Source organism: Mariniflexile gromovii, from assembly GCF_017814435.1.
In the GTDB taxonomy this organism is placed as follows: Bacteria; Bacteroidota; Bacteroidia; order Flavobacteriales; family Flavobacteriaceae; genus Mariniflexile; species Mariniflexile gromovii.
In genome coordinates this window covers 64,117-77,335 of record NZ_JAGJCB010000012.1, presented here as the reverse complement: position 1 = coordinate 77,335, position 13,219 = coordinate 64,117, and the positions used below count along the sequence as shown (strand labels likewise).

Here is a 13,219-nt window from a genome sequence, read left to right as displayed (position 1 = left end):
AGACAGCCTCGTTTTTTCTATATAAAATATATTATTTCAAATTAAAACTTATTCTACCAAAAACATAACGTCCATTATTTCCAAATTGTGATACACGTCTTGAATATACAAATTGGTTACTTGATGTTAAATAATCTGGCAATGTATCTGGATAAATGTCAAATAAATTGTTGGCACCCACTGTTAATCTTAAAGAATCATTAAAATTATATCCTACGGTTAAGTCTGTTACCACTACCGATCCAATTTCAGGATGGCCACCACCTGTTAAATTTCCAGTATCTTCAACACTTCCAAAAAAAGCATTTCTTAAAAAGAAGTTCCAATTCCCCATATCTAAGTTATTTGCTAAGTTCGCTTTTACTCTTGGAATAGCCATTTCTAAATAAATTCTGGAAGATTCATCAAAATAAGTATTTAATAATCCGGCATCGGTTAAAATATCACTCCCTTTTGTAGCACCAACCTTTGTAGTTTTAGAAAATGTTGCAGCCAAGTTATTTGTTAATTTCCCTTTGCCAACATTCGTTTTGTGAGACACAACTACGTCCAAACCTTTTGTTTCTGTATCTATAGCGTTTGCAAAAAATGCTGCTTGACTAATGTCTAGATTAACAAAAACATCAACTAATGGGCTGCCATTGTTAGGATTTGCGAAATTTCCAGTATAAGTAATTCTATCTTTTATGGCAATAAAGAAACCATCAACGGTAACCGTTAAATTGGCGTCAGGAATCTTAGAAGTAAATCCTAAACTGGCATTAAATGATGTTTCTTCTTTCAGTTTAGGGATACCAAACAATTTAGCAGCTTGAGAGTTATTGGTAAATGTACCAACTTCTTGAGCGATGCCTTGATCGTTAAATAAAGTGTTCGATTTACTATAAAACTGTTGGTGTAATGAGGGCGCTCTAAACCCGGTACTTAATGCACCTCTTATATTTGTGTTTTCTCCCACTTTATAGCGCATGGCTAATTTTCCATTTAAGGTACTACCGAAATCGCTAAAATCCTCAAAACGTACAGCGGCACTCATCAAAAAATCTTTAGTTAAGTCAGCCTCAACATCTGCATACAAAGCCATACTATTTCTTTTGGCATCTACGGCGTTTTCTGGTGTGAACCCTTTAAAAACCTGAGCGCCTTCAGCCGCTTGACCTCCATAAAAATTTGTCACCTTCAATGAAGGGTCGTTACTAATGGCTACTCCATTTGCGATATCGCCATTAATATCATAGCGTTCATAAGATGATTCTTCACCTGCTTCAATAAAGAAATTTTCAACACGATATTCTGCTCCAAATGCAATATTTAAACCAGACATGATGTCTTCATAGTATTTAGACATGTCAAAATTAACTGTGTTTTGTTGAAATCCATTAAGTCCTGCGTTGAACTCGGTAGGTGAAGCAGCTTGTAAATAAAAATTTGTTGTATTGGTAATATTATATGCAAAGGTATTTAAACCCCAGGTATGTGATAAATCAATATTCCAATCATTAATTTTACCGGTTATACCAAACCCTAAAGATTTATCAATAATATCAGATTCTATATTTGGTAAAAAACCATTTATATAAGCCAATGTATTCCCTCTACCATCACCATTTCCTGGTGTTCTGTAAAACCCGGAAGCATCACCGTGTCTATAAGATAACCCTCCAAACGCATACAGTTTCGTTTCATTTTCTTTATCTCCAAAAGGAATTTCAAGATTTCCCATAAATTGTCCTTGATCCAATCCAGATTGACCAACGCTCATATTATAATCATTTCTGGTTTGACCTCTAACTAAAAGTTCTTGTTCGGTAAAATCGGCCAATCCTTTTAAAATCCCTGGACCCGCTACGCCTGTGCTTATATTGTAGCCTGATAATTCTTCAATAGAACTGGCGCCAGCAATTTGTGCTTGTAAAGCATTATCAAAATAAGGGACCAGTTGCGCATAAGTCTGAATGGCTCCTAAATTGGTTCTTAATTCGGATAAATTAAATCCAGCATTATATGCTTGCCATTCTATTGCGTTATAAGCACTGAAAATGCTTCCACTAAAAGGTTTCGCTCTTGAAGTACGCTCTCTTGATGTTAATGATCCTGTTAAATTAATAAAACCCCCATTATCACCTAATGGTATTCCATAGTTCAAATCGATTTGAGTTTTTTCTCCATCTACACCGCCATCGTGGTCGTTAGCGTTTTTTGAGATGTTAGCGCCTGTTGTTACTGTGGCTGTTAACTCGTTAACATTATTTTTTAATACTATGTTAATAACGCCCGCAATGGCATCCGATCCGTATTGTGCCGCAGCACCATCCCGCAATACTTCTATTCTTTTTATTGATGCCGCAGGAATTGCATTTAAATCGGTGCCTACAGAACCACGGCCTGGAGTACCATTAACGTTTACCAAAGAAGATGTATGTCTTCTTTTGCCATTTACCAATACCAATACTTGGTCGGGTCCTAAACCTCTCAATTGAGCAGGGTCAATATGATCCGTTCCGTCGGATACTGTTTGGGTATTAGACGAAAACGAAGGCGCTACATAATTTAAAATTTGTGTTACAGACACTTGAGGTCCAGCTGTAGTTAATTCAGTCATATCTATAACATCTACGGGAACAGCAGTGTCAACCGATGTTCTACTTGGGTTTCTTGATCCTATTAACATAACTTCGTCTAAAGAAACCCCTTCTTGAAGCGAAACTTTAATGTTTTGAGCTGAAGTTACTACAATTTCTTTTGTATTAAAACCAACGGATGATACTACAACCGTTACTGGAAATTTGGCAACATTGATGCTGAATTTACCGTCAAAGTCTGAAATGGCACCATTGGTAGTGCCCTTAATAATAACGTTAGCTCCGGGTAAAGGTGTATTAGATCCTACATCCGTTACAGTACCTGTAATTGTTCCTTGAGCAGCCATTGCCATTGGAAAAAACAAACCTACTATCAAGCAGATTTTAATGAGTAAAAAATTTTTCATGTTAGTTATTTTTAGTGTTTTAGTACCTACAAGTTACGTATAAAAATGTTTTATTAAAAAAAAAAGAAATAACCACTATATATTCTTGGTGTGGTTTTGGCAAAAAAACAACTATAAAACTGTGTTATTCTTAAAAAAACAAGCTAAAAGTTAGTATTTATTAGGTTGTTTGTTGTCATTTAAAAATAAGCAAATTAAAGTCTTCAATACATTTAATTAAATTGATATAGCTTTAAAAAATAATACCAAAACATGTCTACTCCGTGGTATTTCATTAAATTTGCACTTCAATTTTCAACTATGTATAGAAGTCATAATTGTGGTGAGTTAAATGCATCACACATTAATAAAGAAGTTACACTTGCAGGCTGGGTTCAAAAATCTAGAGATAAAGGTTTTATTGTTTGGGTAGATTTACGCGACCGTTACGGTATTACCCAACTTGTTTTTGATGCAGAACGTACTTCAAAAGCCATGTTAGAACAGGCTCAAAACCTAGGGCGCGAATTCGTTATCCAAGTAAAAGGAATGGTTATAGAACGTGCTTCCAAAAACCCGAACATGCCAACTGGTGATATAGAAATTTTAGTTTCAGAATTAAACATTTTAAACGAAGCCTTGTTGCCACCGTTCACTATTGAAGATAAAACAGATGGTGGCGAAGAATTACGCATGAAGTATCGCTATTTAGATATTCGTCGTAACCCCGTTAAAAACAGCTTGATTTTTAGGCATAAAGTAACCCAAGAAGTCAGGAATTACCTTTCAAAAGAAGGTTTTATTGAAGTTGAAACGCCATATTTAATAAAATCGACTCCCGAAGGTGCACGCGATTTCGTAGTGCCTTCACGCATGAATGCTGGTCAGTTTTATGCGCTTCCGCAATCGCCTCAAACTTTCAAACAATTATTGATGGTTGGCGGCATGGATAAATATTTCCAAATTGTGAAGTGTTTTAGAGATGAAGATTTACGTGCTGATAGACAGCCAGAATTCACACAAATAGATTGTGAAATGGCGTTTATTGAGCAAGAAGATATTTTAAATGCTTTTGAAGGTTTAACACGCCACTTATTAAAAGAAGTGAACGGTGTTGAAGTTGAAAAATTTCCAAGAATGCTATACGACGATGCAATGCGTTTGTATGGAAACGACAAACCAGACATTCGTTTTGGCATGCAATTTGGCGAACTTAACGCTGTAGCACAACACAAAGATTTTGGTGTTTTCAATAGTGCTGAGTTGGTAGTGGGTATTGCTGTTCCAGGTGGAAACGCTTATACCAGAAAAGAAATAGACCAATTGATAGATTGGGTAAAACGTCCACAAATTGGTGCCTTAGGCATGGTGTATGTACGTTGTAATGACGATGGTACCTACAAATCATCTGTAGATAAATTTTATGATGAAGTCGATTTAGCTAAATGGGCAGAAGTAACTGGTGCTAAAGCAGGCGATTTAATTTGTGTGCTTTCTGGCGATAAACATAAAGTGCGTACCCAATTAAGCGCCTTACGTATGGAATTGGCAGAACGTTTAGGACTTAGAAACCCTAAAGAATTTGCACCGCTTTGGGTGATGGATTTCCCACTTTTAGAATGGGATGAAGAAACCGAGCGTTACCATGCCATGCATCATCCGTTTACCTCGCCAAAACCAGGTCAAATTGAACTTCTTAAAACAAACCCGGGCGAGGTTAAAGCCAATGCTTACGATTTGGTGTTGAACGGAAACGAAATTGGTGGCGGTTCTATAAGAATCCACGATAAAGAAACCCAATCCCTAATGTTCGATTATTTAGGTTTTACACCTGAAGAAGCTAAAGCACAATTCGGCTTTTTAATGGACGCTTTTCAATATGGCGCACCGCCACACGGTGGGTTGGCTTTTGGATTGGATAGATTGGTAGCCATTTTGGGTGGACAGGAAACCATTCGTGACTTTATCGCATTTCCAAAAAACAACGCAGGTCGTGATGTGATGATTGATGCCCCAGCACCAATTGACGATGCACAATTAACCGAGTTAAGCCTAAAACTCAATTTAAAACAATAAAAAAAAGAATCCTGCAAAATGCAGGATTTTTTAGTAGATTTAAACATGCCGAAACAAACCATTTTAAAACAAGTACTCATCTGGAGAGCCAAACATATTTCTCACAGACAATTTGTATACTTTTTAAGTATTGTTATTGGTTTCACATCGGGTGTTGCTGCGGTTATCCTAAAAAACTTAACCCACTTTTTTCAACACTTGCTAGAGGGGAATTTAATTAAATACTACCATCACGCCTTCTACTTTTTGTTTCCAATTATCGGTTTAACCATTGTGTATTTCATCATAAAATACGTTATTAGAAACAAGGTAAGCCATGGTATTCCTTCTACACTTTTTGCTATTTCCAAACGAAAAGGGGTTATGAAACAATACCAAATGTTTGGTTCTATTTTAACGGCACCTTTAACGGTTGGTTTTGGTGGTTCGGTAGGGTTGGAAGGTCCCACTGTAGCTACAGGAGCAGCCATTGGTTCAAACATTTCCCGAATGTTCCACATGAACCAAACCACTCGAAATTTACTCATTGGTTGTGCCGCTGCTGGTGCCATGAGTTCTATTTTTAAAGCACCTATTGCCGCTATTGTTTTTGCTATTGAAGTGTTTAGTTTAGACTTAACCATTGCCTCTATGTTGCCACTTTTATTGGCTTCACTTTCAGCGATTCTAACCTCTTATTTTTTCTTTGGAGACGACATTTTATTGCCATTTAAAATAGAAGATAAGTTTGTGCTTGCCGATGCCCCGTTTTATATGATTTTGGGTGTTTTTGCGGCAATAACCTCTATTTACTTCGCCCAAGTTTATGATAAGTTTCATAATTTTTTTGATAAAATAAATTCTCCTATTAAACGCTTACTTATTGGAGGTCTTCTATTGGGCGCTTTAGTTTATTTTATTCCACCACTTTACGGTGAAGGTTTTGATGTTATTAATAATCTAATTGCTGGAAACCCTGAAAAAGCTTTGGAGAACAATATTTTTCAAATGGATTTAACCAATATTTGGATCATTATTTTGCTTCTGGCTGGCTTGGTGTTTTTTAAAATTATAGCCAGTGCACTTACTTTTGGTGCCGGTGGTGTGGGCGGTATTTTTGCACCTACGCTTTTTATGGGCAGCATCATGGGTAATTGCATCGCCAAGGTAATTAATAACTGTGGGTTGTTCAATACCCCCGTTTCCGAAAGCAATTTCACACTCGTTGGAATGGCAGGCTTGCTCGCTGGGGTTTTGCATGCGCCCCTAACTGCTATTTTCTTAATTGCCGAACTTACAAGTGGTTACGAACTTTTCATTCCTTTAATGCTTACCGCAACCATTTCATTTGGTATTACCAAATACTTTAGTTCGCATTCGGTTTATAACATGGAATTGGGTAGAAAAGGCGAACTCATCACCCACGATAAAGACCATGCGGTGCTAACCCTCATGGAAATAGATAAAGTAATTGAAGACAACTTTATAGCCATAACCCCAAAAATGACTTTAGGTGATATGGTACATCAAGCGGTTGTAAAATCGAACCGAAATATTTTTCCTGTGGTCAATGAAAAGAATAATGCACTGCTAGGCATCATTTTATTGGATGATTTACGCCCCGTTATGTTCGATCAAACCTTATATAATGATGTGGTTGCGACCGACATTATGCAGCCTGCACCCGAAATCATAGACCTTGAAAAAGATAAAATGACCGATATTATGCGAAAGTTTCAAGACAGTAGCGCTTGGAATTTACCCGTTGTAAAAAATGGGGAATATGTTGGCTTTATTTCGAAGTCAAAATTATTAACCGCTTATAGAAGACAATTGATTAATTTTACTAAGTAAAAATTCAACATTCCACTTAAGTCGTACATAGTCATGAAATACCTGATTTTTTTTCTCTTCATAGCGGCATTTGCAAGCATCCTAACAGGCTATTTTTTAGAATCTGATTATTCACAAAAACTGATTGGTTTTGGGGTAAGTGGTCTTTTTTTAATTGTTTTCCCTTTATTTTCTTATTACCGCTGGAAAGATAAAAACGTTAAAGATTACATGCTTACCAAAGAAAATTTGGAAAAAATGCGTGAACGTGAAGGCGACAAACGTTAGTGGTTTAATGTTTAGGTAACATCCATAAACTTAAGATGTCATTAATTTAAAATTACATGCTAATACTTTACACCAATATAATTTTAGCGTAATATCAAAAAGGGGAGTAATCACTTTATTTATTGGATTAATTAATCCTATCAAATAAAATGAAAAAAATTACTTTCCTTGCTAGTTTACTAGCTTTGTCATTCACGACAGTTAATAGTCAAAATGCGCTTCAGCATTTGGCTAGTTATAAAACAGGTGTTGAAGCTTCCGCTGAAACAGTTGCTTATGATGTAACTAACAAACAAGCTTTTTTTACTAATTCAGCAAGCAATAGTTTCACTATTGTTGATATTAGTAATCCGTCAATACCTTCATTAGTTAAAACCGTAGATTTATCTTCTTATGGAGGCGGACCAAACTCAATTGCTATTCATCAAAATATAGTAGCTATTGCCGTAGAAGCTAGCCCAAAACAAAACGCTGGAAAAGTTGTGTTTTTTGATTTGAATGGCGACTACGTTCATCAAGTAACTGTTGGAGCATTACCGGATATGTTAACCTTTACACCAGACTTCACCAAAATTTTGGTAGCCAATGAAGGTGAACCGTCTGATGATTATACGAACGACCCAGAAGGAACTATTTCGGTAATAGATTTAAATTCGGGCGTTTTGTCTGCTACTGTTACTTCTATTAATTTTAATAGTTATGATAACAAAAAAGCATCCCTTCAAAATAAAGGCATCCGTATTTTTGGAAACAATGGTTTAGCTACGGTTTCACAAGATATGGAGCCAGAATATATCACGGTTTTAGCAGATGGTACTAAAGCGTATGTAGGTTGTCAAGAAAACAATGCGTTTGCTGTTGTCGATTTAACAACCAATACTATTATTGATATTTTACCTTTAGGCTATAAAAATCATATATTAGGTACGCCTACTGTTACAAGCTATGTTGTAAATGAACTAGCTGCAAGTTGGCCAACTTTAGGAACGCCAGTTTACGATGGCGGACAAGCACCCGTGGCTTTGGGTGGCTTTTCAGGATTGTTTTATGACGCTGCAAGCTCAACAACAACTAATTACGTTTTTTATGCAGTTCCAGATAGAGGTCCTAATGCCGATGCGGTTTCAGGTGTTACACCAGCTTCATCAAAACCTTTAAGACCTTTTAAATTACCAGATTACCAAGGTAGAATTGCCAAGTTCACATTAAATAAAACGACAGGAGCTATCACTTTAGATGCTCAAATTTTGCTAACCAGACAAGATGGTACTACACCCATTACTGGAAAAGGAAATATTTCAGGTTTTGATGAGGTGCCTGTAACTTATACCGATGCCTCTACAGCTTATGCTAATACAGATTATGTAGATGGTGCTTCGGAAGCATACCACGCACTTCCATATGATGAATTCGGTGGCGATTTTGAAGGTATTCTAATTGATAAAGATGGAAATTTTTGGATGTGTGATGAGTACAGACCTGCCATGTACAAGTTTGATGCAACAGGAAAACTAATTGACCGATTTGTGCCATCTGGAACTTCATTATTAGGAACAACTCCACAAGCAGTTGGTACATATGGAAATGAAACATTGCCTGCGGTATATTCAAAAAGATGGGACAATAGAGGTTTTGAAGCCATTGCTTATGATGAAACAAAGCATGTAGTTTATGCATTTATACAATCGCCTTTAGATAACCCGTCAAGCGCAGCTGTAAGAAATAAATCGGATGTTGTTAGAATATTAGGTATTGACGCCAATACAGGTACACCAGTTGAAGAATATGTGTATTTATTAGAAAGAAATAAAGATGCAGGTTACGCGTCTTCAAGAGTTGATAAAATAGGTGATGCCGTGTACACAGGCAATGGTAAATTTTTGGTTATTGAACGCGATTCTGAAGGGCCAGCAGCTACTTATGGTAAAAAATATATTTTTGAAATCGATATCAATTTTGCCACTAACATTTTAGGTAATGGTTTGTACGCTGGAAAAGAACTAGAAGAGTTATCAGCAGATGATATGGTTGCAGAAAATATCCGTGTGGCCCACAAAACAAAAGTGGTAAACTTACCAAGTATTGGTTACCAATCTTCTGATAAAGCAGAAGGTATTGCCTTATTGCCAAATAATGAAATTGCAGTTATAAACGATAACGATTTTGGTTTAGCAGGTGCAGGAATAACGGATGCAAGTGTGTTAGGAATTATATCATTTGCAAACGATTATGGTTTTGATGCTTCCGATAGGGATAATGCAGTAAACATTACCGAGCACCCAACATTAGGGATGTTTATGCCTGATGCGATTACTTCTTATAATGTGAATGGATTAAATTACATAGTTACAGCAAACGAAGGCGATTCTAGAGATTACGGTGGATTTTCTGAAGAAGTACGTGTTAAAGATTTAACATTAAACACAACCTATTATCCAAATGCCGTGGCGCTTCAAACCGATGCAAATTTAGGTAGATTAAAAACAACCATTGCAGATGGAGATTATAACAATGATGGTACTTTTGAGCAGATATATTCCTACGGAGGAAGATCGTTTTCAATTTTTGATGAATACGGAAATTTAATATTTGATAGCGCTAACCAATTTTCATTAAAAATAAATTCTGAAGAATCTGCGTTGTTTAATGAAGATGAAGGAACTAAAGATGGGAGGTCAGATGATAAAGGTGGCGAACCAGAAGCAGTTGCTATTGGAACAATTGATGGTAAAACCTATGCTTTTATAGGATTGGAAAGACAAAGTTCTATCTTAATGTACGATATTACTAATCCAAATGATGTAGAGTTTATCACATATTATTCAGGGAATAGAACTTCTGGTGATACGGCTCCTGAAATTATAAAGTTCATACCAGCTGCCGATAGCCCAAACTCAAAAAACATGCTTTTAGTGGGTTACGAAGTAAGTGGTTCTTTAGGAATTATTCAAATTGAAGATATGGTTTTAAGTATTAGTGAAGAAGTTGCTAAAAACAACTTTAAATTGTACCCAAATCCAGTAAGCAACAATATATTAAAGTTCAATAAAACAATATCAGGAAGTATTTATAATGTAAATGGACAAGAAATAAAAACATTTAATAATGAAAACACGTTGGATGTTTCTCAATTAACGTCTGGAGTGTATATTATAAAAACAATGAACTACGGTGTTAAACGCTTTGTGAAATTGTAATTATTAAAAAAGTACTTAAAAAAATCCCAGTCGAAAGATTGGGATTTTTTTTTGTGATTTTTTTAAAACTTTGCTTCTCTGTTCCTTTACAACTTTTTTAAATTTTAAAAGTAATAACAGGCCTTTTGGCGTGGTTTACTAAATCTTCACTTATACTGCCATTAAAGAAATGGGAGATACCTTGCCTGCCATGGGTGCTCATGCCAATGATATCGGCTTCAATAGATTGTGAAAAATTCATAATGCCAGTTTCAATAGTCACATCGTTGTAAATATTAATAGTATAATTTGGCATTTTTATATCTTTAATAAAATTTTGTATTCTAGTTTGGGCGTCGCTAGATGTAATAAAATGATTGGGCGTATTCACCATAAGTAAATGCATTTTAGAATCAAACAGATTAGCAAATGCAATGGCTTTTTTAAACGGTTCAATGCTTTCTTCGTTAAAATCGGATGCAAATACAAAATGTTTGGTTTTAAACGTTTTGTGTTCATTTTTAATAACTAACACAGGAGTTTCAGATGTACGCACCACTTTTTCGGTATTGCTTCCAATAAGCATTTCTTTTAAACCGCTGGCACCATTAGAACCCATAATAACCAAATCGATGTGGTGTTTTTTGCAAACGTGAAAAACCCCTTTAAATATCTCATGAAATTCTACTTGTTCGTGTATCACAAGGTCTTTTAAATAGTCTTGTGCTTTCAATTCTTCAAATTGCTTGTGCGCCAGTTTCATAAAAAACATGGCTTCCGGCAAATCGTTATAAGTGCTTAAAGCATCTATGGTGTGCATGGGCACCTCAAGAATATGTAGCAAATAAATTTCACATTCATGCTTTCTTGCTAATTGAGCGGCTACCTTTAAAGCGTTTTCGGCTTGAGTGGAAAAGTCGGTAGGGACAAGTATTTTTTTCATATGGCTGTATTTATTATTTTATAATGAACACCTATTATTTACTGTTAATTATTCCCTTTTGTGATAAAATTTTTAACATACTCGTTTCATAATTTCACAAGTAAGTTATACCTAAATTTATGAAATATTACTTTAAAAATCAATAAAATATTATATATTTGCACCGTTGAAAGGCTAAAACTAAATAAGAGGGGACGGAAAGTCCCCTCTTTTTATAATAAAAATGTTTAAAAATATTGTAAAAGATTTACTGGAAACGGCGTTAGTAGAACGTCCAGATTTGTTTTTAATTGATTTTTCAATTAGCACAGATAATCATGTCAATATTGTTATTGATGGTGATAATGGCGTTTTAGTTGAAGATTGCATGTTTGTAAGTAGGGCCATTGAGCATAACATTGATAGAGAAGAACATGATTTTTCTTTGGAAGTTATGTCGGCAGGAGCCACTTCGCCGTTAGTGAATAGAAGACAGTATAGTAAAAATTTGAAACGCGAGTTATTGGTAAGAACGGCTTCAGAAAAATTTGAAGGCACACTTACTAAAGCAACCGACACAAATATTACATTGGAATGGAAAGTTAGAGAACCAAAACCGGTAGGTAAAGGGAAAGTAACTGTTAAAAAGCAAGCGGAAATCGCTTACGAAGATATTGTAGAAGCAAAAGTTATGATTAAATTTTAATTCAATAAGAGTTATGGAGAATATCGCGTTAATTGAATCTTTTTCAGAATTCAAAGACGATAAGCTAATTGACAGAGTAACGTTAATGGCGATTTTAGAGGATGTGTTTAGAAGCGCCTTAAAAAAGAAATATGGTGACGATGATAATTTCGACATTATTGTAAATCCTGATAAAGGTGATTTAGAAATTTGGAGAAATAGAGTGGTGGTTGCCGATGGTGAGGTTGAAGAACCAAACCAAGAAATTTCATTATCAGAAGCTCGAAAAATCGAGCCAGATTTTGAAGTTGGCGAAGAAGTATCTGAAGAAGTTAAGCTTATCCATTTAGGAAGACGTGCTATTTTGGCATTGCGTCAAAACCTAATTTCTAAAATTCATGAACACGATAACACTATTGTTTTTAAACAATTTAAAGATTTAATCGGTGAAATTTATACGGCAGAAGTGCACCACATTCGTCACAGAGCTGTTATTTTACTGGATGATGAAGGAAACGAAATTGTGCTTCCAAAGGAAAAACAAATTCCTTCAGATTTCTTTAGAAAAGGTGATAATGTAAGAGGTGTTGTAGATAGTGTGGAGTTAAAAGGTGCAAAACCAACCATCATTATGTCTAGAACATCGCCTGCTTTTTTAGAAAAGCTTTTTGAACAAGAAATACCAGAAGTTTTCGATGGTTTAATTACCATTAAAAACGTTGTTAGAATACCAGGAGAAAAAGCAAAAGTAGCGGTAGATTCTTATGATGATAGAATTGACCCTGTTGGTGCTTGTGTTGGTATGAAAGGATCAAGAATTCATGGTATTGTTCGCGAATTAGGTAATGAAAATATTGATGTAATTAATTACACAAACAATTTACAATTATACATAACAAGAGCATTAAGTCCTGCAAGAGTAACTTCAGTAAAAATTAATGAAGAAACCAAACGTGCAGAAGTTATATTAAAGCCAGAAGAAGTAAGTAAAGCCATTGGTAGAGGTGGTCATAACATTCGTTTGGCGGGCCAATTAACTGGTTATGAAATAGATGTATTTAGGGAAGGTGCCGAGGAAGATGTTGAGTTAAGAGAATTCTCTGATGAAATAGAAGGATGGGTTATTGAAGAGTTTAGTAAAGCTGGATTGGATACTGCAAAAAGTATTTTAGAGCAAGATGTAGACGATTTAGTAAAAAGAACCGATTTAGAAGAAGAAACAATTAAAGACGTTATTAGAATTCTTAGAGAAGAATTTGAAGAATAACATATATTTGAGTATTTTAAAGGCA

The 13,219-nt window shown here is 35.4% G+C and carries 8 protein-coding genes; 6 read left to right on the top strand and 2 right to left on the bottom strand.

Translation table 11 applies throughout. The features are described from left to right. Positions 1-31: 31 nt before the first annotated feature. Positions 32-2,989: a TonB-dependent receptor gene (locus tag J8H85_RS12595; RefSeq protein WP_209655560.1), complete on the bottom strand. Its 2,958-nt coding sequence runs from the start codon at positions 2,987-2,989 to the stop codon at positions 32-34. Between the two features lie 300 nt (positions 2,990-3,289). On the opposite strand from J8H85_RS12595, the gene aspS reads away from it, so the two are divergent. The 4 genes from aspS to J8H85_RS12575 all read left to right on the top strand — a co-directional run bounded on the left by aspS (position 3,290) and on the right by J8H85_RS12575 (position 10,341). Next, positions 3,290-5,044, top strand: a complete 1,755-nt coding sequence (gene aspS, locus J8H85_RS12590) for an aspartate--tRNA ligase (protein WP_209655608.1) — start codon at positions 3,290-3,292, stop codon at positions 5,042-5,044. An 18-nt stretch (positions 5,045-5,062) separates the two neighbouring features. Further along, on the top strand, positions 5,063-6,877 hold the full coding sequence (locus J8H85_RS12585) for a chloride channel protein (RefSeq protein ID WP_379937211.1): 1,815 nt from the start codon (positions 5,063-5,065) through the stop codon (positions 6,875-6,877). 33 nt (positions 6,878-6,910) lie between these two features. Then, a complete protein-coding gene (locus tag J8H85_RS12580; protein ID WP_209655559.1) occupies positions 6,911-7,144 on the top strand; it encodes a hypothetical protein in 234 nt (77 codons plus the stop codon). A gap of 149 nt (positions 7,145-7,293) precedes the next feature. After that, the gene (locus J8H85_RS12575; RefSeq protein ID WP_209655558.1) at positions 7,294-10,341 is read left to right on the top strand and encodes a choice-of-anchor I domain-containing protein; all 3,048 of its coding nucleotides are present in this window, start codon (positions 7,294-7,296) and stop codon (positions 10,339-10,341) included. A gap of 97 nt (positions 10,342-10,438) precedes the next feature. Here the strand turns inward: J8H85_RS12575 and J8H85_RS12570 are convergent, their stop codons facing one another. Next, the gene (locus tag J8H85_RS12570; protein WP_209655557.1) at positions 10,439-11,263 is read right to left on the bottom strand and encodes a universal stress protein; all 825 of its coding nucleotides are present in this window, start codon (positions 11,261-11,263) and stop codon (positions 10,439-10,441) included. A gap of 223 nt (positions 11,264-11,486) precedes the next feature. Here J8H85_RS12570 and rimP point away from each other — a divergent pair, with 223 nt between their 5' ends. Both rimP and nusA read left to right on the top strand, forming a co-directional pair. Then, entirely contained in the window at positions 11,487-11,948 is a 462-nt protein-coding gene (gene rimP, locus J8H85_RS12565; RefSeq protein WP_209655556.1) for a ribosome assembly cofactor RimP, read from the top strand. 13 nt (positions 11,949-11,961) lie between these two features. Further along, positions 11,962-13,194, top strand: a complete 1,233-nt coding sequence (gene nusA / locus J8H85_RS12560; RefSeq protein ID WP_209655555.1) for a transcription termination factor NusA — start codon at positions 11,962-11,964, stop codon at positions 13,192-13,194. The last annotated feature ends 25 nt before the right edge of the window (positions 13,195-13,219 follow it).